This window comes from Paenibacillus sp. CB74 (assembly GCF_055687625.1).
The window spans coordinates 420994-445849 of sequence record NZ_JBVMUS010000002.1 but is presented as its reverse complement, the minus strand read 5'-3'; the positions used below and the strand labels follow the sequence as shown (position 1 = coordinate 445849).

Below are 24856 nucleotides of genomic sequence, written 5' to 3'. Positions count from 1 at the left end.
AGTTATCCTCTCCGTGCTTTGCTGAAAGCACTTGCCACTTCTTTGGAGCTGGTTGGTTCAATGTCACCAATCAATGATTCCAATGTTTTCCGGTATCCTCTTGAATACTTTTTCAAATTAACCTTTTCGCTGTGACTATTTTCTACAGCACGTAAATAATCCAGCTCGTTAAATTCAAAAGTGTAAAAATCGTCAGAGCGAAGAATGTAATCATTATTCAGGAAGTCATATACGTAATCCTCATCCATGTGCGTTGATACATAGGGATGAATAATTAGCTTCATTAAATAGGTTGCTTTTTCTTGTGCAGCAATGATTTCATCTACTAAGGTTTTTGTCTTAGAGAGATCGCTACGATCAAAACTGGTAATGATGTATATATGATCGAATTCCTTCAATGAAGCACCTTTTAAAAAGGTGCTGCTATCCGTTTCAATCTGAACGTAATCGTACCCATCTGTTTTAGCTTCATTAAGTGTTCGGTGATTCAGAGCACAATCAAATCCAGAAAATTCGATTTTGTTAAGCTTCCCCCCAATATCCGGAACAACATGGTTTAGATATGAGGAGGTACTCCCATCAATGTGCAACGACTTTAGGCCGGTATTGGATACTACATTAATTAAGTTCAAGAGTACTTTTGATTTATCAGAGGAGCCAATAAACAGAACTTTTTTCAATGGAATCTTCCTTCCTTATGGATTCACAGAATCCGTATTTTGTTGGAATATATCGTCTTGTTTATCTGTTGGAATCGTGTTATCGGTTGCTGGTTGTACAATCTCTGCCTTATTCTCAGTAACCGGTGTCGCATCCGGTGTACTTTGTACGTTATTAGACGAATTAGCTTCTGAATTATTAGTTCCCGTCACGGTTCCATATCCCCCATCTTCTGCTGAGACTTGGGTATTGGTATTATTCACTTCATAACTAAGATCCCCGGTGGTGTATTTCATTTTATCCACTTCATCCACTTTCTTGAGATCCCTTTCCAATTGCTCACGCATCTGTCTATTCAATCCCATTTTGGCCACTGCCAGAATATTAGGATCATTTTGCATGAGTTGCATTACTTCAGAATTCACAGGATAGGTCGTTTGTGCCTTGTCTTGGAACTCAGGATCAACATAACTTAAAGCGTAGATCTTTCCGCCATTTATGAATGCATCCACAATCGCACTGGAAATGGTCAGAATTTCACTTTCATTCATTTCGTACCACACTGTCCCAGAAGCGCCAGCCAACTTTTTCACCTTTTTCTTACTAAGTACAATGTAATCTTGTCCAGTAGGGAAATTAATCCGGACATCCACGAATTGATCTTGAGTCAAATCAGACGGCAATTTCATGACATTAAACTCTTGGTACCTCAAATCATTAGGAGTAACTCCTTCACTGTATAAAATACTCGGGATAATAGTTGTATTTTTAGCAGCAGGAATCTTGATGATTTTGCTTACAATCTGTTTGATATCGGTAATACTATCCTCTGGGGCATCATCCATGCTGATCTCTTTTTGTAGCAGGTCATCTTTACGAATTTTATCTCCTGCTTTCAAGTTCCGCTTTAATTGATAGATCATCACTTTCTTTGCTTGCTCTGCTCTCATTTCAGCTTCCATCTTATCAACCTGAGCTTGATAGGTTTTTCGAAGTTCGATCTGTTCTTTCTTATGTTGAATACTGTTAAATGCGATAATGCCTGTGCTAGCTGCTCCAGTAACCACCACTCCAACTAGACCCGCTAAAAGTAAATGCTTTGTTCTTTGTCTTATTTTAGACATATGATAATTTCCCCTCTCATTATGAGTAGATCATTTTAATTAGCAAAACTATGGTAACTATGATGCAAATACCCAAGGCTATTAAGGTTTTCTTATGTTTGCTCTTCAAAGCCAGGTTTTGGTCAGATGTTGCCTCAATAACTTCTTCAAAGATGAGATCCAACTCCTTACGCGATTTAAAAGGATCGATGTGTTGAGGTATAACGTGTACTTTCTCCAATGAGAGATCTTTAGTCACGTCATTCTTTGTCTGATTATCAGTTAAAGGGAGAAATACGTTCCATTTGAAGCTATTGTCGACATGTTCATTCTCCAAGAAAAAGTCTTTAAGATGTCTCAGTTTGTATTCAATGCCACTTCCAACTACGATTTGAATGTCTGCACGTAGAAATTCTTCAAAATAGGATGTGTCTCTGTAATTCCCTAAATCTAAGACAACAAAGTTATAATCTTGTGAAAGTAAAGATACAATGTCTTCTTGCATGTGCGTTGATTTAAAATAATCAACTCCATCAATTTGAAAACTGCTTGTTTGAAAAGAATAATTTCCGTCTTTGATACCTTCATAGGTCAGTTCTATGTAATCAAAGTCCTCGCTTCGATTGCATTCAACCAAGGCTACCCTATTTCCCTTTCTAGATAAGAAACCACTCAGTGAAATAGCTGAATGTGTAGTTCCAATTCCGGAGATTACACCAACTACCCCAATTACAACGGTCCCAATAATCTTATTCTTAATAACTATTCTTTCTTTTGCCGCTGGAAAGGCGATTTCAAAATTCTCAATATCATCATCAATGACCAAATTACGCTTAGTAGGTACCGTCTTATTAGCTGTATTGCTCTCAAGTTGTTTCGTTGATTCAGATGTTGTCTTCTGGGGTTCGGTTCCATTAACCGTTTGTTCTACCCTTTTTATTAATACTTCATTTGCCCCTCTATTAATTTTCCTCCATCGAATCGACTCATTAACCTCTCTATAATGAGATACCTCTTGAAAGTTTTTAGGGGTAACTAAGCTATTGATGAGTTCTTGAACATTGATAGATGACTGTTGTAAGAAAATATTGTAGATTCCACAACTGATTAACTCAAAAAGAAATGGATGGCCGGCAGATTCATTAGACAGAATTGTTATAGCGATGGAGCTGTATTCGTTTCGAACAGTCAATAGCGTGTCAGACAACACATCTAAACGCTTATCACTTCCTCTCTGGGCTAAATCAGAGGTCATAATAATTCCATCGAGCGGTAGATCCTTATTGTTTTCGAGGGCTTCGAACAAGTGATCAGACAACATCACCGTCTCTACTACTTTATGGCCAAGCTTCTCCACATTCAGTTTTAAACTATTCGCAAATTCAGGATTCTGAGAGGCGATCAGAATATGTAGAGGTTTATCGTTGTTGTTCTGCATCGTTGTATATCACCCCTATCGACACCTCAGAATTACTTTCATCTGCCCAAATTTCTTCTCCAAAGATATTTTGAATAGTCTCTTTTACAATTGAATCCGGTTCTTCCTTATCGGTTTCGTATCTACTTACCGTACCCTGATAAACTTTTGGCCCACTTTTTCTAATTCGCTCGGCTAATTCTTCTTGGGTCCAATGCCTTCTCGTTCTCAAAACCTTTAGCTTTTCAGAAGGTTTTACGATGATCATCGTTACCAAACACCCCTTAATGTTCATATAAAAACAAAAAAAACACGCCAACCAACCCAAATAGGGTTTAGTCAGCGTGCTTCGCTTTATGACAGTTAGATATTATATTTATACAAAATTGCTACAGACATAATCCTAGTATAATCTAAACAGACTGTCAATCCGTATTTTCAATCATTGAATTCTTCATCTCATGCATGCGCGCTTCTTTATTATCATCTATATACTTTTGAACAAACTCCATCTTCTTGGCCACGTCTTCTTTCTTAATGAAGATACCCGTTCTTACAGGATTCTTATTCCAGAGCTCTTCTGCTTCACTTTTCAAGATTAACTTCACTCGATTTTCTGTTGTCCAAAGGTTTAGCTGCGCTTCATGTATCATTTTTTCCTGTTCCTTAGCCCTTCTCTCTTCTTCACGGGCTACCTCACTTGGATCTGGCAGAGCCAGTTGTTTCGCTTTCTCCCTCCGCTCCAGCTCTTCGATCATTTCTTGATGCATTTCACGTTTTAATAAGGATACTTGTTCTTCAATCTGCTGAAGCATAGCGTTCTGCAATTCAATAAGATTTAAATCACTTGGCGATCCATCTTCCTGGTCATCATAATACAAGTTATCGAATTTTTCCCTCAAACTTGGAACAATGCTACTCATAGAGATCTTTTGACCGAATTTTTGGCGATAGTTATAAATAAACTCTGCTATATTTAGCTCTAACGGGCTCAAAACACGTTCTCGTTTGTTATTTGCAGTTCTTGGTAGTGAATGAACTTTTAAATTTTCCAATTCATTAAACCAATTACGTAGTGTTGCCATTTGAACATGTACATCTCTATCCTTTAGCTTCTCTGCCGCCTTGCCTATAGTCAGATAGTCTTCAAATTGAATCATAACTTCCCTCCTTATACCAATATCATTGTATACAATTCTACCATTTTATTTTGATAATATAAATGAAAGTATTTAGAGTTGAAAACGATTTGCATTCTATATGTTCATAGGCAAACAGCGCATCACCGACTTCTAATTCATAATAAATATATAATATAAATAACATATACCTTGACACCATGGATATTTGTATTATAAATCTCGTTATATAATGATTATATATTCATGGTATATGTATGATTACCAAACAAGTATAGGGTTTTTGTATTATAAATTCACAATATATTCACCAAATAGAATGAGTATATATAATCCCCCACCCATATATATTTATAATAAAAACACAATATATTATATTTTTATTCTATATTCACTTTATAGGGTTGGACCCTAAATATACATACAAATAGGATACAAACTACATTTATCATACAAATACTTTTAAAATATCTTCCTTCATCTCTATTTGTATGATATAATTGCACTAAACTAAGTTAAGTTAAATTAACTTAGTTTAACTTAACTTAATTTAACTTAACTTAACTTATACCCAATATGGAGGTTATCAAATGCTATCTACTGAAACTGTACTCAACATGCTCGCTGGAGCTGATGGAAGTAACTCAGCTGGGAAATTTTCCTTTTTAAATCGATCAGGCAACATTGAAAGTTTTACTATTCCTACAATTATGGCACCTGCAGATGAAAAAGGAGATCCACTGAAGAAAAATACAAATGTCGATTCAACAGACCGGCTTCATGTGCGGATCATTTCTAACTCTCTGCAGCGTACATACTTTTTCGTCGGAGATGCCGCGCGTGGGAAAGAGGGTTTGCTAGAACCGCAAACGGATGAAAAAACTCAAATCATAGAAAACAAATCTACAAGCGACCTTAATTTTGTAAATATACTTACTGGCTTAGCTATAGCAGCAATTAAGAGATTCACTGAAGAATTAAGTGAATCTAAAACACTTAACGTCAATGTCCCGTACCATGGAGGACTTCCCATTGTAGAGTTCAAAGAAATGGGAGGGGAGGATTTCCTTGAACGCATTAAAGGTAGTCATTCTATTACATTCCTTGATGGTCTTCACCAAGGGATCACCGTAAATTTGATTGTAGACAGTGGTGAAATCTACATTGAAGGTGCTACTACACAAATTTCTCTCACCAATAACATAAAAAATAATGAGATAGTTGATATATTGGATATCGCTTCGAAGTTCGAAGAAGGGGATTATGTGGTTGGAGATCTTGGAGCAGGATCGTTAGATGTTGCATTGTTCGAGCATGACGGTTTAAATGGTACTAGCAGTACTAATTACTCCTTTGGTACAAACCTATTTATTGATCGGATGATTACGGAGATTGCTGCGCTCCCTCAATTCGATGAGATCCGAACATTCTTAGAAGAGTCTGGAGAAAGCATTAAATCACCATACACAAACAGGGATGAATTTATGAAGAGAGTAATCAAACCCGTAATCACTGAAATGATAACGACTAAAGAAAAGAACTTTAAACCGAAGTTTACTGCATCTTGGGGTATGGAACGAGATGTTGAAGTAACTGAGATCGTGTTAAAACATATGAAAGATTATTATGACGGTGCTCTAAAAATTCTTAAACAATTTTCCATAACGAAAGCTCAAAATGCTAAATATTTCTTCTTAGTAGGTGGCGGATTATTGTTTGCATATCCTTATTTCAAAGATATTCAATACTTCCAACTACCACCCAAAGAAATGATTCTAGAATCGCCTTACTTCACAAGTAGAGCATATTTGATAGCTGCTAAACTTGAAGAAGAATTTAAAAAGGAAGACTAAATAGCAGCTGAATTAAACGCAGTGTTAGGAAAGGAGGGAGAGCCGAAGAGCGCATAATATGACCAAACCAATATTTCAACGTGGAGTAGGGAAGACGTTTACGCCGGCACGTTCCAATGAAGATAAAGAAGATTACATCGATATACTCAACCAAATTTATCACGAAAAGAACTTCACAAGCAGTAATAAGTTCTTAGAGTTTATATGTAAAGAAGCAATTGAGTATATACGACTAAGGGAACAACATGATGGTAGTCTCCCTATGAAACAAACCCAAAACAGTACTACAATGGGCAATGTAAATACACAGCCTCACTCACCAATAGAAGAGGTTACTGGCACTGAAAATAGTCATCAGTCAGCTCTCACTACCAAAACTGACACTGTGAGCAATCCACTTGATGCACAAGCTACACAAGAAAAATCAGCAGCTGAAAGAGCGAGAGAAAGGCTTGCAAAGACCAGGTTAAAACCATAAAAAAACGGTAGAATGGCACTCTTATAGAGTGTCGTTCTACCGTTTTTTTTATGAAAGGCGACACTATTATCGCATTTTCTAGCCCAAACAGGTAATTACTCTTTTAACCGTGTTGTTGATTGATTTTCATACAGTTGGGGAACCGGTTGCATTAGATTCAAGGAGTAGATAAATCTTCATTCACCAATTCTCAGCAAAAGTTTTCACTTTGGTAACTACAGAATAAACTCTCTCATAATTACAGAGTTAAATGATTATGGGCCAACAATTTATACCTTAAAATCTATGTTCCTTTGTAGAGAGGGCAGGGCATATATCGTTGTTGCCTCAATCAGCAACGGAGTATGAGAATAGAACCCAGGTTGAATTGAGAGATGATGGCTATACCTACCTCGACCCTTGATACACAAGGCGGTATGAACGAGACACAACACTGAACGCTATTTAGCTAACCATATCAGAACGCTGCACAAGACTTACCTCTTCCGGACGATATATAACTGATCTATCTAAAGGAAATTTGCTTCTCTGACCACCATCGACCAGTGGAATACTCAATAAATGTTGAGAAGACCAGAAACGTGATCACTGACTCGAAGTTTCGGTGATTTATTACCATTCAGTTCTAAGCTCCATTGAGCATACAAATCGTCTCAGCATACAACTAGTGAGTCAGAAGCTTTACAGTGGTCTTGATAGGGACTTTGCGCTACTTCAGCGATAAGGTCGTACTGAAAAGCACCTGACCAATGGAAGAGGGCTGTTATCGTAGCACATTGGCTATTGCTCGTGATTCTTCATCACCCTGGTGAAGGATTACCGTAGGCTACATACGTTACTTTTACATTATCTAGCTCATGATGCGATTGTTCTCATGAATGTTTATAGAGCTTCTAAGATATAGGTTTTCCAACAAAGTATGCTTCATATTAAACTACGTTATGACTAAAGATGCTTACTTTGTCATCTGCTCATACTGGGATTGGATGCGAAAGAAATAGATAGTATTTATTCGATCCACGATTTAATGACCTACGCTAGCACCATGCATTTTCATTTTGTCATCACTCGGTCTTCTTCGAACTTAAATGACCTATTTGAAACAGTTTCCCACTGCTAGGCTTATATCTTCAAATCCATGTAGACTCATTGACTCGATCACTTGTAACAAACATTAGGTTAGAGTATCCGTATAAGATGAGTTTCTTAATGCCCCCATAACGATGGCTTCTTACTGGATAGAACTTATACGAAAGAATATTCGATCTAAAACAAAGAGAACGGGTCAGGACCAAGTGGGTACTGCTTCGTTCTTTTACTTTTTACATCTCAGAGGACAATGGTAAAGGATAGAGATGAAAGACATAAGAGATAGGACCATTGGAAGGACATTAGATTAAAACAACCAATTAAACTCTCTAATGCCCATGCTACCTCACAAAAGTCATTTTTCTATAGTACGTGACTACCGATCATCAAGGAGTATGGACTCAATATAGGCATTTTCAATGCCACACTGACTGAAAAGGGGAAAAAACACTGATATGCATCCATATAATGGTTATTTTTTAACTTAAGTTAAATTAAATTAAGTTAAATTAAGTTAACTTAACTTAATTTAACATTCGATATATTCCCACATGTTTTCTAATCGATAGATTGGAGTTGTAGAAGGTGGAATTGATTGTGTATTCCTGTGAATCCTCGGAAGTGTAAACAACAGGGGCAATAGAAAGAGAAACAGAGAGAGTAGGTTCCACTATCAAATCTATAGATTAAAATCATATAAGATCGGTCCGAAAAATTTGCTCTCTGGCGCCGATTTTGCTAGTTTTTAAGGATTGAAACAAAGGAGTATTTTTCATGCGTGAATAAATACGTGCAAAGGTACGTCTTATTTCAGCATTAATCAGACAGTATAGAGAGGAACGAGTTTATGCCTACCATTGGTCATGCGTATTTGAGTAATAAAGAAATTGATATCATCACAAACCTGTTTCGTTTCAGAAGCGGTACAGCCTTACAACTCACATATATATTAGAGCCAGCACTAGTGGAGGCAGATTCAGCATTGAATACCGCTCAAAACGGCTACACCGGTAGGGTGAAATACATTGCTAAAATTCTAAATGGGTTAACCAAGAAGGGGCTTGTCGCTATTTTTAAGGTCATACATACACCTAAGTACGTGTATTATCTGACGCAAGAGGGTTTAAACACGGCATATACGATACTAGAGATCGAGGAGCATTCCGCGTTGATCGCAGGTGGATGGGAAGGAGATTATGGTTACTTTGATTACTCTCTGTATAAACCCACTCAAGACAGATTTGCTCATCATGATCTCACAACTCATTTTCAGATTCTAATGATGCACTATGCCGGTGTTTATCAATACGAATATGATTGGATCGACAACCGATACGCATCAACAGAATTCGCTGTGAAAAGTGGGAAAACAACCAAACGGTTTTTCCGACCAGATGGTGAGTTTAAGATAATCCGGCCTGGTCATCGAGATCATTACTGGTTAGAAGTAGACATGTCTACAGAAAGGGGAGAAAAGTTAGCTGATAAATTTGAAACTTATAGGCAGTATCTTGATTACGTGACTGAAGGGATCAAATTCGATGAAGCGAACGACACCCCAAATTCAATCATGTTTCACTCTGCAGCTAGTTATGTTCAAAAACGTTGGACATCTGTTCTAGTTGCATTTATCAGTAGAATGGGAGAGTATGCTTCGTTAGTTAATCTACGTCTGACTAACAACACAACACTTAATGATGCTGTATCCGCGGAAATAAACAAATACCAGCTCCAAGATAAGCTTAAGAGTAATCTTAAGAATTATCTCCTTCAAGAATCCGGATTCAAGGGGATTCTAAATCAAAACGGTAAGAATACATTTGTTAAGCTATTGCCTGAAGATGAATTGATTTTAGGAAACTGGTCACCCAACCTTATCATCGTCGAGAATCCAGATTTAACAAATCAAGTGCTCTTGTTCGAAAATTACGATGGTTATGAGAGTATTGGCCTTGCACGAGCTATAGACTTCTACAAAAAATTCAGCACGCTAACTATCGGGAAAAGCGATAAGATTACCGATGTAATACCAGTCTTGTGCTATTACGACAACAAGGTTAACGAACTGCCCTTCAAAGGAACCCTATTAGAAAAAGAAACCAGAAATATATTCAGCAAATTAATCTTTCATGATGTTAAAAATAATCTATGGTTTGATGGTCAAACGAATCAACCCATATTAAATAATCCCTTGATGTACAGAACACGCAAAAATCATTAAGAGGATTTCCTTGATTTTCGAACGTGGCTACGTTTAGTTCGCAATTCTGGAACGATTGCATCAACAATCCTGGATGTACTATCCGAAAATGCTTCCTCAATAAAAGTCTGCATCACACGAGAAGATAGCATCTCCGGAGTAATCTCATAATCAACATCAATTTTTTCATTAATGGCATCACAGATCATTTGTAGTTGATAGTGGCTATGTCTTTTTATCCGGAAGGATATCAGCCTATACTTCGTGTGCTCCCGTATCCAAGCACCAATAGCGCTTGCTAGCATACTACTTACCCCCTTTACGATGTAGGACGCTCCAGACGCTGTGCGAAGTGTCTTGGCTATGGATAACGTCCTCCTTCAGGTTTACTGCGTTTGTTTGCCAGACCTCACTAGGTGAAGCCTCAACTATCACAGCAGGGGCAGAGGTATAACTCGTCTGCCCCCCCAGTGGTTGAGCGTTTAACAGCATAGCTTGCTTGTCCACTCCTGGTGCAATTCGATTCATAAGGCTATCCTTATGCAAAGCATACTTGAGTAGAGCATGAGTGGCATGAGATAAATAAGAAGTCCCTAATGCGATTTGATATTCACTTAGTTTATCGTTAATCTCTTTATTGACTCTTACTTTAAAGCGAACACGGAAATCAGTAACATCGAAATATTCTTCAATCCGTTTCGCATCCATGTGTCCCATGAAAGTTATATTACCGACTGTGTAATCCCTCTTATAAAAATTACTAAAGAATCTCAGACATTCCTCATCTTGAATTGCAGTAGTAACCAGTAGGGCACCAACTTCTCCTTCGGAAATATTTAAAACATTACTAATCCGATGTATCCATACCTTATAGACCTCCGGTATATAGGGAGCAATGGGGATCTTCTTATCTGAGCGTTGCTTACGTTTTACCATCCTCTCAGTCATCATTCAAACTCCTCTCATACTGTTATCGTCGGCACTCCGTGCCAGAGTTCCTATTTTAATTTATGTAATAGGGAGGTATGGTAGAACGCGAATCTGCTCATACTTATAGAAAAAACAGATGGGTGGAATCCAAAATGCAAAAGAGAAGTAATGTGTTCCCTAATCTAACCGGGAAGAATGCTAAGGTTCTCGCACAGGACACAATAGCCCTGGCTAAAGAGCTCGGATACAAAATAAAAAAGAAAAATGCAAAAACCACCGCCCGCCCTCATCGCTGAACGATCATGACTTTCAACATTGAATTATCAGGTTAGTTGTCAAAGATAACCGTTAAGGATATGATCGTATCTACTCCTCTATACAGTAATCGTTATAGCATCAGAGATATGAAAGACGAGGATTTTATCAGTTTCGTGAACTTTTGTGTGAACAAAACCCGAAAAGCCTTGTGTAGCAAGGGTTTCAGCCTACCTCTTTAGTATGAGGGGAAGATTCAAATGGTATCTTTATTAAAGAATGATACTTTGCGATAGCGCCAAAATCGGAAATTCCCCCAAAGTTTGCAATCTTCCCTTATTTCATGCCGTGAAACACTACGCGTGTTCAGTTACATTATAGTTGGTAAATTGACATTATAGTTTGACAATTGCCATTATAGTTGGTAAATGGACATTATAGTTGGTAAGTGAAATGACGATCAAGATTAATAAAATCAATAACTTGTAGAGTAATATTAAACAGTCCTGATGATTAAATGTCATCAGGACTGTTCTTTAATTTGTAGGGGGTTGTTAATTTGTCCACCATTGGAGAACGAATTAGAAGCATCCGGAAGCTACATAAGTATAATCAAACGGAGTTTGCAGTAATCATTGGGGTTTCTCAGGGGACACTGAGTGAGTTGGAACTAGATAAATATAAACCTTCGTTAGACATTGTTATGGCACTTCACGATCAATTTAAAACAGATCTCTATTGGTTAGTTTATGGACTTGACCAAGTCAGTGATGTATCTATCAGTAAAGGCCTTGGAGATAGTGAAGTCAGACTTATTTCAGAATATAGGAATTTAAAACCAAGTGACCAGGATGAAATTAGAGACTTTATCAAGCTGAAAATACATCGATATCATTTAAAGTAAAGATTTATTGAGGCGTTACATTTCAAATAAATAATATAGTAAGAGGGTAGTGCTGAGAGAAATAATCAGACACTATCTTTTTTTATTGTCAGGCATCAATAAGTTACTTATTGAAAAGGTGAAATTCTTCTTATCAACAGTACATACACAATATATTGTGTTATAATGTATTATCGACACTATAATTAGTGTGTAAAACGAATTTTAGGAGGAAAATCATGAAACTATCTGATCATTTCAAGCAACTACTTGGGGATATCTCATTAAATCCTGCTCGGGTAGACAGAATCGATAGTGCATATGAAACTTGGAATAATATTCTAGAGAATGATGATGAGATTAAGGAGAAGTATCTTGATTTTTTTCTCCAAGGTTCTTATGCTACTAAAACTTCAATTAGACCTCAGAAGCAGGGAGAAGAATTTGATGTTGATGTTGTCCTAAAGCTTGATTTAGCCGATGATATAACTCCTAAAGACGCATTAGATTGGCTTGTTAAACGTATGAAAACAAATGAGAGTTACAAAGATAAAATCAAGGCAAGAGATCGTTGTGTTCGTATAAATTATGCTAGTGATTTTCATATGGACATCGTCTTAGCTAAGACGTCAGATAACGACCATATTTTAATACCTAGTAAAAAAGAGGGCGAGTGGAAGAAGACTAATCCCGAAGGGTTTCAAGAATGGTGTAGAGATGTTCACTATGATCATAATGAACAATTTAGGAAAATCACAAAATTACTCAGATATTGGAGAGATCATAAGGTAGGTAAACAAACAGCTCCAAAATCAATATTATTAACTACTTTGATCGGAAATAGTATGGTTGGGAAGAATTCTGTAGCCGAAAGCTTGTTAGAGACCATAAAGCAAATACTTATTGATATTGATTCGTATATTCAACTTGATGATACTGTTTTTATTGAAAATCCTTCGTTAACCGAAGAAAATTTGGCAAGGGATTGGGATAAGGAAAAACTTGAAAAATTCAAGAAAAAGCTTTCCAATCTAAAAGATGACGTTCAGGATGCCTATGATGAGAGTAAAAAAGCTGAGAGTATTAAGAAGTGGCAAGCTATCTTTGATAAATTCCCGATAGAGCTCAATGAAGCATCTGCAATGTCAACTAGAATTAATGCGGGAGCTGTTTTAGTAAACACAAGTGGCCTATTAAACACAGAAGAGGGGATTAACTCACCGAAGCATCGTTTCTTTGGGGTGAACAACCAATGATAAAGAAACGAAAAAAAAGAATTCCACCTAGACGCGTACACTCATTAAACTTAGCTTTGCAAAACTTCTGGATAAAAAAGTACTTTCCTCAGTTCGAATATCAAGATGACGCCAAACAGTGGAGTGGCAGATTAATATCCACGCATATGCAGCAAAGCTATTCAGTCAAAATTGTTTATAAATCTGAATACCCTCAAGTGTTTATTACACATCCGCAAATTATAAAAAATAGTCCGCATACATACGACGATAATTCTTTGTGTCTGTATTATCCACCAGATAAGAGTTATAAAAAGGATAAACTAATTGCAAAGACGATCATTCCTTGGACCTGTGAGTGGCTATATTACTATGAAATCTGGTTAGAGACAGGGGTTTGGTGGGGACCTGAGGCCCCCCATAGCATTCATTCTTCCAAAGGAGAAAAGATTTTAAGAAAAATCGGTAGGGGGCTTTGATGTGAACTGGGAGCAAATTAAGAGTAATGGCTGGATACCACGTGACGGGAAAAACTTACGCATATTATCTCTTGATGGGGGTGGCATTAGAGGAATATTCCCTGCAAGATATCTAGCGAAATTTGAGAAAGAGACAGGCATGCCCGTAAATCAATATTTTGACATGATCGTTGGAACATCGACTGGGGGAATATTGGCATTAGGGCTCTCTATTGGGATACCAGCAGATGAGTTAGTCACATTTTATGTATCTAACGCGCAAAACATTTTCAAGAAAAGAATGTTTAGTATGAGAGGTATATTGACTAACCAATATAAGAATACGGGGCTACGTGAAAAACTGGCAGAGGTATTTAAAGATAACAAGATGATTGATGCTCAAACCATGCTATGTATTCCTTCCGTTGAGCATAGTAGGGCCTCGCCCAAAGTATTCAAAACTCCACACTGTCAGCACTTGTTTAATGACGCTCAATATCTGATGTCAGATGTTGCTTTAGCAACTTCAGCTGCTCCAACATATTTTCCTGCAGTTTCGATCGACGGCAATGATTGTAAAATTGATGGAGGACTCTGGGCTAATAATCCGGCTTTAGTGGGTATAGCTGAAGCTTTTGTTCTTGGTTATGATGTGAGTACGATAAGAATGCTATCATTGGGGACAGGATCTCATATCTATAACGTGAATAATAAGATAGCTGAGAAGAGTTCACTCATTAGGTATCGAGATCGAATTGTGGATCTTACCATGCAACTGCAAACGACTAGTGCAGCATACACTGCCGGCCATTTATTAAATGAGAATATACATCGTGTTGATTTTCAATTGAAGCAGCCGATGAGGTTATCTGAAACTAAGTTATCTAAGCTAAATGAATTACAACACGAGGCAGATACTCAGTTTATAAGTTCTTATATGAAAGTAAGCTCATTGTTCTTACAAAGTGCCACTAAATCAGTCGGGTAGTATTTTGGACGTCACATTCATTTCAATCAGTGATGAAAATAGATAATTAATAATTCGATACACTCCCATTAAGAGCGATCACATTGAGATTGCTCTTTTCTATGTGTTTAAAAAAATGAAATTAGTTAATACATGATCCTAACTTGACGAAAAGGGGAAATGGGAGTGCCTTTCAAAGCTTTGGAGGAATTTGTGGAGAACTCACAGTACAGTAAGATGGTAAAGCTAAAAAAATGTATGGATCTACTTCGAGTATCTATAGGAGAGGATCAAATCAAACGAGGCTTAAGACGAATGGAGTGGACTGAATTAGGGATTGTCGGTTCATTTAGTTCGATGAATGTATATGAGAAGCACAATAAGGAATTAATGGAGTGCTTCGATAATCATGGTGTAATAGGGCAAGTCATGAACATAAAATGGAGGGAACTACTATCGCATGAGCAGGTGCTTATTTCAGGCCTATGTAAACCGAAAGAGCCTTATATAAGGTTTACCCCAAAAAGAAACAGGAATGAGTCTGCTTATGATTTTGATGTATACCAGTTAAAACTAGTGAACCAGTCGATCCATTCGCAGTTGATTGAATGGAAATCAAATAAGTGGCTGTATAACCGTTTATTCGACTCGTGGGTGATTATTCGTAAACGAGCTCTTCAGGGACTATTGGAACAAAAAAAACGTAAAGAGATCTTGCCAGTCGGAAGTATTTCTTTGATTCAGTCCGATCCGGAGATAAGCTCTTTACACGTGCAAAAATATCTGGGAAATGAACCACTTATAAGTCGCGGTGGTGTGGATATGTCGAAAGTAAAAGAGTACGCGGCAAGAGGATTTTTTTCTCTACCTGAGATTCAACAGATACAGAAAATATCAGATGTAAGAAGCGCATATACTTTAATGGAACTTACCAGGGAGCGAAGGTTAGCTACCCAGATAAATCAGAAACAATTTTTATACGCTAGGTTAAGTCGAGAATCACAGATCTAAGTCTTTCATCATAATAATTGTATTTTGCAAATAAATCTTTAAAATGAACATATACCGATGTTTGAATAAAGAGGAAGCCAAGGCCTAGAAGAACGCAATGCAAGGTTTAAGGTCACAGTATTGTAGAGAAAATTTTATCCACTATAATCAGTTAAATCGTTGTAGTAATTTGAAAGAACTCCTTTTTAAATTATACTTGCAAAATGAAAATAATTTTAGAGAATAGAATATGAAACAGATCTTGAATGTCATTGTCATTGGTGGGGGCCAGGCTGGGTTGGCTTCTGGGTATCATCTGAAAAAGAGGGTGTCCTTCTTAATTTTAGAGGCAGGTGAAGATGCAGCAGGGGCATGGCCCCAGAATTACGAAAGTCTCAAATTGTTTTCCCCGGCAATCTATGCATCTCTGCCAGGACTACCCATTACATCTCCGGGAGATCGCTTATCCTCATCGGGATGAGGTCATTCAATACTTGAAGGAGTATGCCTCTCATTTTGAATTACCTTTAGTTTATTACAGTCGTGTTGAGAACGTATCTAAAGAATACGATTATTTCAGAGTGGAGACTTCCGCGGGAAAGACATATTTTGCACGGAAGCTGATCTCCGCTACTGGCTCCTACTGCAGACCCTTTATGCATTTAATAAATAAGCAAGATGAATTTACAGGTTCAATTCTACATTCTGAAACTTACAGCACTCCGGTTTCATTTCAAGATCAGAAGGTCGTTGTCATAGGAAGAGGGAATTCAGCGGTTCAGATTGCCATGGAATTATCGGGAGTAGCCGATACCAAACTTGCCGTGCGAGAGCCGGTGGCACTCATTCCACACCGCCTCCTGGGCCAAGATATTCACTTTTGCCCTTTTTATTTATTTCCAGTAGGTGTCGCACTTCATATTACAATCCGTCAAATAAAAAAAGCCTGCCGGCTTTAATAGCAGGTAGGCCATTGGCCTTTCCAGAGAATTAGGGAATGGAGTCGATACCGGAGCTACGAATAGCCCAGTGTGTTGTTTCTGACCATTTATTTTAATGGATCATTTTTAGTGTATCCTAAATTTGCAGTTCTATACGTTAAGAATGCCCACCATCGCCTATAATGGTGGGCATCTGATTTAGGTAGGTAGACTTCATGGTCTAAATCGACATAATTTGCAAATGTTCAAGAATTGTACGGGATATTTCTTACATACATAAGAACCCCCGCCGTCCAGAAGTGAGGGTTCCTTTTAACAAACCGTTTGAAAGGGGTTCCGTTCATTATATACAGAGTCACAACAAACCATTCTTATTGTTTTTAATTAATCTGAAACAACAAATCCGTCAAAGTTCTCAGGTCCTACACGAATCGTACCTAGCAAGTTGGAACTTATAAATGGAGTGTAAGTCAATTGCGGCGTAATTGGCGGGTTAAAGTCATCTGCAGAGTACGTAATAAACTTGTGGTGCAAGTACTTTTAAACTGAATGTCGATGTAGCGGAGTAGATATATTCAGGAAGACGGAGATGCTGGATGTCTGACTTGCGGCAACCTATTATTACACCGTGCGCAAGAAGACAAACGAGGTGCGAAAAGAAAATATGGTTTTAAAAAGGAATTTCGCTAATACCTGAGTTTAATTTGATGAAAAGAGAGATATATGGGTTACCTTGAGAGCTTTACAGGATTTTGTAGAGAACTGAAAATTCGCTAATTTTTTTTCCTGCGATAAAAGTGACCTAGAGCATAACGGTAGTGTTACTTTATAAATAAAAATGATCAGTAGGGAAATCTTCACAATATCTTCAAAGTTTTTGGGTAAAATGTTAGAGTGCCTCGACTATACCCACCCACAAAAAAAAATTAAAGTAAAGGTGTGTGACAACAGTGAAAAAAATATTCATTTTACTTAGCTTGGCAGCTATATTGGTTTTAAGTGCATGTGGAAACAATGAGAACACTAACAATTCCAATACGGGCTCAGAAAGCGAGCATTCGAATATGGGTGAGATGGATCATTCAGGATCGGGTGAAGTTCCAGAAGGGTTAAAAGAATCCGCGAATCCGACCTATAAAGTTGGAGACGAAGCCGTCATTCTTGCCAGTCACATGGAAGGTATGGACGGAGCAAAGGCAAACGTAGTAGGCGCTTATGATACAGTAGCATACGCAGTAACTTTTACTCCAACGACTGGAGGTGATCCAATACCGAATCATAAGTGGGTTATTCAAGAAGAACTCAAAGATGCAGGTAGCGAGCCCTTAAAACCAGGGACCAAAGTTACCCTTGAAGCTGAACATATGGAAGGTATGATGGGTGCTGAGGCCACTATTGACTCGGTTGAGAAGACAACAATTTATATGGTGGATTATACACCAACTAACGGTGGAAACCCGGTTAAAAATCACCAATGGTTAGTAGAGAGTGAGCTTTCAACAAAATAGACCCCGTATGGAATGACGTCAGAAATGACGTCATTCTTTTCTTTTTCTGCGCAACATCAAGGTTTATAATTTTGGGTCGAAGTTAAATTACATACTTTAATTGTCTCTAGTGTTCAAAATTAAATTTATGTTTAGGGAAGATTGATGTTTACCTTTTAAAGATATGTCCTTGAAGTATCGGAGTACCTTTTTTTACAAATTTCAGCCCTTAAGTCGATAACTGTCCCTATGAACAGACACTCTAAAAACGGTGTAAACATAAGGGGATTTATAACTATGAAATATATATGGCCAAAAGAGAACAGACTAGATTATATAAATCCATAGGAAAGCTATGAGAGCCTTCCTATTTTTATTGTGGGCTGGGATAGGAATGTTGTTCTATTCTATGAAAAAGTGAATAGAAATAATAGAGACAAAATGAAAAAGAGAGGGAGAAACGAAATGGCTCGAAAAACAAGAATGGGAAAGTTAGTCGTTTTTACATTTCTATCATCTTTCATTATCTCCTTGAAAGTTATCCCTATGTACATTGACTTAACTCCATTAGAGGAAATCTTACCTCAACGCAGTCAGGTAGAGGTAAAGGATATCACTGCAGATCAATCGGCCGGCGCAGTATCAAAAGAGATACCCAAACTAAGTAAGAACACGCAGAATTCTGAAGATAAGCTAACCAACCCTCCGACTAAAACAGAAAATACAAACCATGAGCATGTGACTAAGAAGCCAAACAACGTATCTGTAACGAAAAATATAACCCATCAAAAAAGTGCTTCTCGATCCACCCAACCACAAGTTCTTATTTATCATACTCATAATCGTGAATCTTGGTTACCAGAGCTGCAAGGCAAAACCTCTGCCGATGAAGCATTTGATTCTAATACTAATGTCACCTTACTGGGAAAGGACCTCACGAATAAATTATTAGCGAAAGGGATGAATGTGATTCAATCTACTGTAGACTATCCGAGTATAGTCAAGAACTTCGAATACGCTAAATCCTACAGTTATTCAAAGACTACGTTGAGCCAGGAATTGTCTAACCACAAATCCATTGACTATGTTTTTGATATCCATCGTGATTCACAACCAAAAGATCAAACGACCATTGTTTTTGACAAGCTTAATTATGCGCAATTATATTTTGTTGTAGGAAAGGAAAATCCCAACTGGAAAGAAACGATGAAATTTGCCACCAGATTACAAAACAAATTAAACAAAAAAATACCAGGATTATCGAAGGGCATATACTCAAAAGATCATTCTAATGGTAACGGAAAATACAACCAATCGCTTGCTGAATCTAGTGCCCTTATCGAAATCGGCGGTGTAGAAAATGTATTAGAAGAAAATTACAGGACGATTTCAATATTGGCCGATGTAATTCACCAAATCTGGCATGAAGACCATGGATCAACACTTTCATAGTAGCAAGATATCGTCCACACCCTAATTAGCTTTCGCTGATTGGGTTTTTTTATTGCGATTTCTCCCCAATTTAAAGCGAAGTCGAAATTATGACTATTGGCTATATTCATCCATGAAGCTTAACCATATGGCTCAAGCTGTTAAATGAATAATTTTTAGGCTATACCATCATGTACTAATAGAGTTTCCTCCTCATTTCTACGCTAAAACCCGCAGAATCTTCACAATTTTTCTCTATAATGACCTAACATTATCAGTGGTGAGGAGAGAACGGTACATGCCTATAAAGAAAAAAGGGTTTACCTTGGGTATCGGCTTTTATTTCGCATTATTATTAGTGGTGATTGTCGGTTTTGCTATTTGGGGAGGGGTTAAAAAGGAATCAAATTTGGATGTATTAACAGCCCAGACCAACACCCATCCTCATATCTTTAGTTATGCAGCCAATGATACAACCATATGGATGGGTACTCATAACGGAGTATATGAACTTATAGATCAAAAATGGCAGCGAACTTTTAAAGATCTTATGACAAGTGATGTGATGGCAATTGAAACGAATCCCAATAATCCCTTAAACATTATTGTTGCAGGGCATGGATTTGTAAAACGTTCTAATGATGGCGGGGAGACCTGGGAAACTGCTGAGAATGGTCTTCCAAGTCAAGCAAAACCCAATGAGCCGGATGTACACTATTTAGCAATGGATCCGAAGAACTCAAGTCATTTATTTGCGATGCTCGCTGGTGCTGACAAAAATTTGTATGAAACGAAAGATGGAGGTGAACAGTGGCAAAATGTCGGGAGCATACCTCAAGGGGCTTATTCCATTTCCATACTTCCCTCGGCTACAGAAACCATTTTGGCTGCTACGGAAACAGGTCTGGTTCGCTATAACATCAAGGGCAGCGATATAGAGCAAATCCAGATTACCAACGAGCCAGCATACGAGGTACTTTCTTTATCCGATGGAGGCACGATTATCATGACAGAAAGTGGTCTTTTAAAATCTACAGATTTAGAAAAGTGGTCTGACCTTGAGGTAGACTTACATGGTGAGATGCCTTTGGGGATCAAAGGTTCAAAGCAAGATCCAAATCGGCTGATCATCGTGACAGATCAGTATTCGGTTTATGAAAGCAATGATGGTGGAGCAAAATGGTCTTTAAGGGAATCATGAAGAACAGCTCAGATATAATCCGATCCTTACTACGGACAGATGGATATCTGTAAGGATATTGTCAATAATGATAGGTTGAATAGAATTTTCATCATACTATGTAGTGAAAAGAAAGGGTTGAATATAATACCATAGGGGGGTATACTAAAGTCGTTAAATTACGATCAAGGTATCCAAGGAAAAATAAATCGGTTAAAGGGGAAAAAAAGGTGGACAATGAAAGGTTGATGATTGCGGTTTCTCCACCGGTTCAAGTAGGAGGAAGCTTATTTACTGCGGAACAACTTTCAGCCATTAGTAAACTTATGGGTCCAGAGCAAAAGACTGAAATGACTCTGTTTAAACAATTATATATTGAAGTATCGGTTGAATCGGAAAGGATTATAACGGACAATCTTCGAAGCATTGGACTTGAGGTAAACCCAGCAGGTTTTGCAACCAAGAGCTTGATAGCCTGCAACTTCTGTAGGGGAGCTGAGGATGCTGGACTAGATATTGCTCAAAAATTAAATAAAGCTATAGCGGGTATATTGACACCGACACCTCTTAAGGTCGGATATGCTGGCTGCGCACTTGGGACTAGTGAACCCCTTCTGAGAGATATCGGCATCGTTAAAATGAAAGAGAAATTCGATATTTATGTTGGTGGAGATCCAAAGGGAATTAAAGCTTCTTTAGCGGAACTTTTTTTAGCTGGTTTAACGGAGGCGGAAGTGACACAAACTGTATTGAACATAATTGATTACTACAAAGTACACGCAAAAGGTAAAGAAAAATTCAGTAAGTTTTTGAAGAGAATCTCTGTTGAAGAATTAAAGGGAGTGGCTTTAAATTTATAGTAAATGGCGAAAATGAAATCAACCACTGAATGGGGAAAGTCCATTGTAATATCTAAATTTAATGCATAGTACTGTTCAAAGTAAAAAATAGTCTCGTCCTTTCTGAGGGGAGAATTTATGAAGTCGCCATTTTGGCGACTGTTTTGTTTTCTTAATAACGATAAAAAAGGTGATGCATTTGACATGGAATAAAATTCATTTGAAACTGAGCTTTACCATTTTCAGTTTGTTTATTGGAATTTTAATATTGCTAAGTATTGTACTTAACCTCATATTTACGAATTTCTTATCATCTAAAGTCCACGATGAAGCCAACGAGTTAGCAGCACATTTGTCCTCTATGCTTGAGGAGCAAGGTAACGGTGCAGAACAAATGGCCGATTTTACGGGGGTACAGATGTATATTTTGAGCTCAAAAGGAACCTTCCTTGAATCAAAGGCTTCAGGCACTCCTACCCTTCCTGAATATATCTGGGAGAATGATAAATTGTTAGAAGGGCAGAAGGTGGAAAAAGAATTCACTTTTAATAACAAACTTTACTTGCTTCATGGTATCCCCGTGACCACAATTCCAACAGTCAAAGGAATTTATGTGATTAGTTCTCTAGAAAACATGAAAGAATCGATCCAAACGATCAGAAATTTACTTTTTATAGCCGGCATTGGATCACTGTTGCTCGCGATGGGATGCATCTTTTTTTTATCTAAAAGATTATCTAATCCCTTGTTAAAAATTGAAAAAGCAACTCGTCAGATTGCCAAAGGAGAACTGAATTTAAAAATTCCTGTAGAAACTAAAGATGAGATTGGTTCATTGTCACAAGCCATAAACGACCTGGCTAGAGAATTAAAGCAATATCGAGATAATCGTTCTGAGTTTTTTGCCAACGTCTCCCATGAATTGAGGACACCCATTACTTACTTGGAAGGGTATGCGGATATTTTGGCAAAAGATCTTGTGGAAAATGAAGAAGAAAAGAAAAAATATCTACAAATTATTTCAGAGGAAGCACAACGTTTGAATGTAATCATAAATGATCTCTTTGAACTGTCTAAAATGGAGGAAGGTAAAATTGACTTGAAGCTAATGTCAGTCGAACCCACTTCGATCATCCAGAGGTCTATAGATAAGGTTCAATTAAAAGCCCAAGAGAAAGATCTTACTATTCAAAGTAAGTTGAGTCCCGTACCCCATATTTTTGTGGACCCCAATCGGTTAGAACAGATCATTTTAAACCTATTGGATAATGCAATTCGTTACACAGCTGATGGGAATATCCAAGTTTCACTAACTTCCGAAGTAGGTGGAGTAGCGATTAATATTAGCGATTCCGGACCAGGGATTTCAGCTGAAGAACTTCCATTCATATTTGAACGCTTTTACAGAGTTGAGAAATCTAGGTCACGTGAATATGGAGGAACAGGACTTGGGCTGTCTATTGTTCAAAGTCTTGTGTTACAACAAGGAGGAACAATAAATGTAGAGAGTAAGATTGGAGTGGGCACATCATTTAAAATATTTTTCCCTCCCATCACATCTTCATTGAAACCACATAGCTTTAAATTATAATATGTGAATCAAATGAGCTAATGATTTTAAAAGTCACAGTAAGAAGAAAAAGTTCATGGCCTTTGGTGTAGGCTATGATGTTATAGATTTTATTGGGTGGTGGTGACCGTATGAATAAGTTGAAAGCATTAGTTATTGATGACGAATGGAATATGAGAAATCTCTTGCGTATTTATTTAACTAAAGAAGGTTTTGATATTACGGAAGCTCATAATGGAACCGAAGCTCTGTCCTATCTTCAGAAACATTCGTATCATGTCATTTTATTAGACGTTATGATGCCGGATATGGATGGTTGGCATCTTTGTAAAAAAATCAGAGATTTTAGTGAAACACCAATATTGATGCTTACAGCTCGAGGGGATGTGAAGGATAAGGTACATGGGTTAGGTGTAGGAGCAGATGATTATATGGTGAAACCTGTTAATTCGGATGAGCTTATTGCTCGCCTGTATGCGCTTATTCGACGTTCTTCTCAGTCTTCGAGCTTAAAAGAAGCCGGTAAAAAGATCGTGTATTCGGATCTGATTATTTATCCAGATAGAAGACAGGTGTTGGTATTAGACACAGGTCTGGAGTTTACCCAAAAAGAACTTGATATCCTGCTTATATTGGCGGGAAATCCACAAAGAGTCTTCTCTAGAGATGAAATCATAGAACGTCTGTGGGGAAATGATTTTTTCGGGGATAATCGAGTCGTTGATACTCATATCAAAAATATCCGCGAGAAACTGCAGTTGGCTGGATTAAACCAAAACCCCATTCAAACGGTTTGGGGTATAGGTTATAAGTGGTTATATAGTGTAGAGGGGCCGTGAGCGATACTGTATTGTCCGTTAACAAAAAAAGGAATGCGTTAAGAAGCGATTGCTTACCTGAATTCGACAGGGGGCGGTCGCTTCATTTTTTCGTAGACTAAGATTTACGAAATTTCTACATAAAATCCACACAATTTAAAACTATAATACTCATTATGGTTACAAATTTTTAACTATTTTTGCCGAATTTCGTCTTGAAAACGGGGGAACCATTTGTTGGGTGAATTATTCTTGCACAAAAAGAATATAGGGATCCTTTAACCGAATCCTTAAGCTAACTCCGTAGGCAACAAAGGGAGGAACAAGAGTTTGAAAAAAGTAATTTTGTCGGTGCTTGGAGCAACAGTTTTATTTACGTCCACTGCAACGGGAGCATTTGCTAGTCAGGCAAAACTAACTGCAGAAGTAAAAGAAGTAGTTGGAACACCATACCTATATGGCGGCACAACGACATCGGGTTTTGATTGTTCCGGCTTTATCTTGTATGTATTTAATGCGTTTAAATTAGATTTGCCGCGTACCTCCAGTATGCAAGCAAAGAAGGGATCGTTTGTAGAGAAAGAAGAACTCCGTCCAGGAGATCTCGTCTTCTTCAATACGAATGGTCGTAGCATCTCCCATGCAGGTATTTATGTAGGTAATAATCAATTTGCACATTCTTCAAGCAGTAAAGGTGTTCGAATTAGTAGCTTATCTGAAAGTTATTATAAAACCAGATATGTTACAGCTCGCCGAGTGGTTAGCGAGCAGAACTACCTTAAAATGATTGACGATAGTCATTAAAAAAATGGACGAGCTCGTGAGTAATTCACGGGTTTGTCCATTTTGTTTCATAACTACCTCTGAACAGATACCATCATTTTTAGTCGAACAAAACCTGAAAATAAATAGATAACTAAGGAAACTGTGATT

24 protein-coding genes, 1 pseudogene and 1 riboswitch are annotated in these 24856 nt (G+C 37.6%); of the genes and pseudogenes, 17 read left to right on the top strand and 8 right to left on the bottom strand.

Translation table 11 applies throughout. From position 1 onward, the window contains the following. Nucleotides 1-2 precede the first annotated feature (2 nt). The 5 genes from ACX9NY_RS32280 to ACX9NY_RS32260 form a co-directional block, all read right to left on the bottom strand. Complete coding sequence (locus ACX9NY_RS32280) at nt 3-680, bottom strand: hypothetical protein (protein WP_472479736.1); 678 nt, start codon at nt 678-680, stop codon at nt 3-5. Nucleotides 681-695: 15 nt separating this feature from the next. Next, nucleotides 696-1784 (bottom strand): SAF domain-containing protein, encoded by a 1089-nt coding sequence (locus ACX9NY_RS32275; RefSeq protein ID WP_472479734.1) that lies wholly within the window; start codon nt 1782-1784, stop codon nt 696-698. A 19-nt stretch (nt 1785-1803) separates the two neighbouring features. Continuing rightward, nucleotides 1804-3201, bottom strand: coding sequence for a hypothetical protein (locus ACX9NY_RS32270; protein WP_472479732.1), 1398 nt, complete (start codon nt 3199-3201; stop codon nt 1804-1806). After that, entirely contained in the window at nt 3182-3448 is a 267-nt protein-coding gene (locus ACX9NY_RS32265) for a helix-turn-helix transcriptional regulator (protein WP_472479730.1), read from the bottom strand. The genes ACX9NY_RS32270 and ACX9NY_RS32265 overlap by 20 nt, the downstream gene beginning before the upstream one ends. Nucleotides 3449-3605: 157 nt before the next feature. Then, nucleotides 3606-4340, bottom strand: a complete 735-nt coding sequence (locus ACX9NY_RS32260) for a hypothetical protein (protein WP_472479728.1) — start codon at nt 4338-4340, stop codon at nt 3606-3608. A gap of 569 nt (nt 4341-4909) precedes the next feature. Between ACX9NY_RS32260 and ACX9NY_RS32255 the strand changes: the two genes are divergently transcribed. From ACX9NY_RS32255 to ACX9NY_RS32245, 3 genes are all read left to right on the top strand, one after another. Next, nucleotides 4910-6172, top strand: a complete 1263-nt coding sequence (locus tag ACX9NY_RS32255) for a ParM/StbA family protein (RefSeq protein WP_472479726.1) — start codon at nt 4910-4912, stop codon at nt 6170-6172. A gap of 58 nt (nt 6173-6230) precedes the next feature. Then, on the top strand, nt 6231-6650 hold the full coding sequence (locus tag ACX9NY_RS32250) for a hypothetical protein (protein WP_472479724.1): 420 nt from the start codon (nt 6231-6233) through the stop codon (nt 6648-6650). A gap of 1936 nt (nt 6651-8586) precedes the next feature. Beyond that, nucleotides 8587-9960 carry a replication-relaxation family protein gene (locus ACX9NY_RS32245; RefSeq protein ID WP_472479722.1) on the top strand — a complete coding sequence of 458 codons (1374 nt, stop codon included), beginning with the start codon at nt 8587-8589 and terminating at the stop codon, nt 9958-9960. Here the strand turns inward: ACX9NY_RS32245 and ACX9NY_RS32240 are convergent. Then, a complete protein-coding gene (locus ACX9NY_RS32240) occupies nt 9957-10244 on the bottom strand; it encodes a hypothetical protein (RefSeq protein ID WP_472479720.1) in 288 nt (95 codons plus the stop codon). The two genes, ACX9NY_RS32245 and ACX9NY_RS32240, sit on opposite strands and share 4 nt — an antisense overlap. Nucleotide 10245: 1 nt before the next feature. Further along, nucleotides 10246-10890 (bottom strand): hypothetical protein, encoded by a 645-nt coding sequence (locus ACX9NY_RS32235; protein ID WP_472479718.1) that lies wholly within the window; start codon nt 10888-10890, stop codon nt 10246-10248. Between the two features lie 793 nt (nt 10891-11683). Here ACX9NY_RS32235 and ACX9NY_RS32230 point away from each other — a divergent pair. From ACX9NY_RS32230 to ACX9NY_RS32200, 7 genes are all read left to right on the top strand, one after another. Then, a complete protein-coding gene (locus ACX9NY_RS32230) occupies nt 11684-12028 on the top strand; it encodes a helix-turn-helix domain-containing protein (RefSeq protein WP_472479549.1) in 345 nt (114 codons plus the stop codon). 218 nt (nt 12029-12246) lie between these two features. Next, nucleotides 12247-13263, top strand: a complete 1017-nt coding sequence (locus ACX9NY_RS32225) for an SMODS domain-containing nucleotidyltransferase (RefSeq protein WP_472479716.1) — start codon at nt 12247-12249, stop codon at nt 13261-13263. Beyond that, the gene (locus ACX9NY_RS32220; protein WP_079350254.1) at nt 13260-13721 is read left to right on the top strand and encodes a type II CBASS E2 protein; all 462 of its coding nucleotides are present in this window, start codon (nt 13260-13262) and stop codon (nt 13719-13721) included. Before ACX9NY_RS32225 ends, ACX9NY_RS32220 begins: the two co-directional genes overlap by 4 nt. A gap of 1 nt (nt 13722) precedes the next feature. Continuing rightward, nucleotides 13723-14688: a CBASS cGAMP-activated phospholipase gene (locus tag ACX9NY_RS32215; protein WP_079350253.1), complete on the top strand. Its 966-nt coding sequence runs from the start codon at nt 13723-13725 to the stop codon at nt 14686-14688. A 294-nt stretch (nt 14689-14982) separates the two neighbouring features. Continuing rightward, nucleotides 14983-15678 carry a hypothetical protein gene (locus tag ACX9NY_RS32210; protein WP_472479714.1) on the top strand — a complete coding sequence of 232 codons (696 nt, stop codon included), beginning with the start codon at nt 14983-14985 and terminating at the stop codon, nt 15676-15678. Nucleotides 15679-15907: 229 nt separating this feature from the next. Then, nucleotides 15908-16138: an NAD(P)-binding protein gene (locus tag ACX9NY_RS32205; RefSeq protein ID WP_472479712.1), complete on the top strand. Its 231-nt coding sequence runs from the start codon at nt 15908-15910 to the stop codon at nt 16136-16138. Next, nucleotides 16077-16616 carry an NAD(P)-binding domain-containing protein gene (locus ACX9NY_RS32200; RefSeq protein WP_472479710.1) on the top strand — a complete coding sequence of 180 codons (540 nt, stop codon included), beginning with the start codon at nt 16077-16079 and terminating at the stop codon, nt 16614-16616. The genes ACX9NY_RS32205 and ACX9NY_RS32200 overlap by 62 nt, the downstream gene beginning before the upstream one ends. 366 nt (nt 16617-16982) lie before the next feature. Here the strand turns inward: ACX9NY_RS32200 and ACX9NY_RS32195 are convergent. Beyond that, nucleotides 16983-17169 (bottom strand): annotated as a pseudogene (locus ACX9NY_RS32195) (hypothetical protein); the annotation flags it as partial. A 370-nt stretch (nt 17170-17539) separates the two neighbouring features. Between ACX9NY_RS32195 and ACX9NY_RS32190 the strand changes: the two are divergent. The 7 genes from ACX9NY_RS32190 (at nt 17540) to ACX9NY_RS32160 (ending at nt 24727) form a co-directional block, all read left to right on the top strand. Next, complete coding sequence (locus ACX9NY_RS32190; RefSeq protein ID WP_472479708.1) at nt 17540-18106, top strand: YdhK family protein; 567 nt, start codon at nt 17540-17542, stop codon at nt 18104-18106. A gap of 444 nt (nt 18107-18550) precedes the next feature. Beyond that, complete coding sequence (gene spoIIP, locus ACX9NY_RS32185; RefSeq protein WP_472479706.1) at nt 18551-19537, top strand: stage II sporulation protein P; 987 nt, start codon at nt 18551-18553, stop codon at nt 19535-19537. 277 nt (nt 19538-19814) lie between these two features. Then, nucleotides 19815-20717, top strand: coding sequence for a WD40/YVTN/BNR-like repeat-containing protein (locus tag ACX9NY_RS32180; protein WP_472479704.1), 903 nt, complete (start codon nt 19815-19817; stop codon nt 20715-20717). A 209-nt stretch (nt 20718-20926) separates the two neighbouring features. Further along, nucleotides 20927-21556, top strand: coding sequence for a nitrite reductase (locus tag ACX9NY_RS32175; RefSeq protein WP_472479702.1), 630 nt, complete (start codon nt 20927-20929; stop codon nt 21554-21556). Between the two features lie 178 nt (nt 21557-21734). Then, nucleotides 21735-23126, top strand: coding sequence for a sensor histidine kinase (locus ACX9NY_RS32170; protein ID WP_472479700.1), 1392 nt, complete (start codon nt 21735-21737; stop codon nt 23124-23126). Between the two features lie 110 nt (nt 23127-23236). Further along, nucleotides 23237-23944 (top strand): response regulator transcription factor, encoded by a 708-nt coding sequence (locus tag ACX9NY_RS32165; RefSeq protein ID WP_472479698.1) that lies wholly within the window; start codon nt 23237-23239, stop codon nt 23942-23944. 170 nt (nt 23945-24114) lie between these two features. After that, a riboswitch (cyclic di-AMP (ydaO/yuaA leader) is annotated at nt 24115-24248 on the top strand. A gap of 5 nt (nt 24249-24253) precedes the next feature. Further along, nucleotides 24254-24727 carry a C40 family peptidase gene (locus ACX9NY_RS32160; RefSeq protein WP_472479696.1) on the top strand — a complete coding sequence of 158 codons (474 nt, stop codon included), beginning with the start codon at nt 24254-24256 and terminating at the stop codon, nt 24725-24727. Nucleotides 24728-24856 lie beyond the last annotated feature (129 nt).

Excerpts from the sequence above, each read along its gene's own strand:
- ACX9NY_RS32220 (WP_079350254.1), top strand. The coding sequence starts at position 13,260 with ATGATAAAGAAACGAAAAAAAAGAATTCCACCTAGACGCGTACACTCA.
- ACX9NY_RS32250 (WP_472479724.1), top strand. The coding sequence starts at position 6,231 with ATGACCAAACCAATATTTCAACGTGGAGTAGGGAAGACGTTTACGCCG.
- ACX9NY_RS32255 (WP_472479726.1), top strand. The coding sequence starts at position 4,910 with ATGCTATCTACTGAAACTGTACTCAACATGCTCGCTGGAGCTGATGGA.
- ACX9NY_RS32180 (WP_472479704.1), top strand. The coding sequence starts at position 19,815 with ATGCCTATAAAGAAAAAAGGGTTTACCTTGGGTATCGGCTTTTATTTC.
- ACX9NY_RS32265 (WP_472479730.1), bottom strand. The coding sequence starts at position 3,448 with ATGATCATCGTAAAACCTTCTGAAAAGCTAAAGGTTTTGAGAACGAGA.
- ACX9NY_RS32205 (WP_472479712.1), top strand. The coding sequence starts at position 15,908 with ATGAAACAGATCTTGAATGTCATTGTCATTGGTGGGGGCCAGGCTGGG.
- ACX9NY_RS32275 (WP_472479734.1), bottom strand. The coding sequence starts at position 1,784 with ATGTCTAAAATAAGACAAAGAACAAAGCATTTACTTTTAGCGGGTCTA.
- ACX9NY_RS32165 (WP_472479698.1), top strand. The coding sequence starts at position 23,237 with ATGAATAAGTTGAAAGCATTAGTTATTGATGACGAATGGAATATGAGA.
- ACX9NY_RS32210 (WP_472479714.1), top strand. The coding sequence starts at position 14,983 with ATGGAGTGGACTGAATTAGGGATTGTCGGTTCATTTAGTTCGATGAAT.
- ACX9NY_RS32270 (WP_472479732.1), bottom strand. The coding sequence starts at position 3,201 with ATGCAGAACAACAACGATAAACCTCTACATATTCTGATCGCCTCTCAG.
- ACX9NY_RS32200 (WP_472479710.1), top strand. The coding sequence starts at position 16,077 with ATGCATCTCTGCCAGGACTACCCATTACATCTCCGGGAGATCGCTTAT.
- ACX9NY_RS32240 (WP_472479720.1), bottom strand. The coding sequence starts at position 10,244 with ATGCTAGCAAGCGCTATTGGTGCTTGGATACGGGAGCACACGAAGTAT.
- ACX9NY_RS32260 (WP_472479728.1), bottom strand. The coding sequence starts at position 4,340 with ATGATTCAATTTGAAGACTATCTGACTATAGGCAAGGCGGCAGAGAAG.
- ACX9NY_RS32245 (WP_472479722.1), top strand. The coding sequence starts at position 8,587 with ATGCCTACCATTGGTCATGCGTATTTGAGTAATAAAGAAATTGATATC.
- ACX9NY_RS32225 (WP_472479716.1), top strand. The coding sequence starts at position 12,247 with ATGAAACTATCTGATCATTTCAAGCAACTACTTGGGGATATCTCATTA.
- spoIIP (WP_472479706.1), top strand. The coding sequence starts at position 18,551 with ATGGCTCGAAAAACAAGAATGGGAAAGTTAGTCGTTTTTACATTTCTA.
- ACX9NY_RS32235 (WP_472479718.1), bottom strand. The coding sequence starts at position 10,890 with ATGATGACTGAGAGGATGGTAAAACGTAAGCAACGCTCAGATAAGAAG.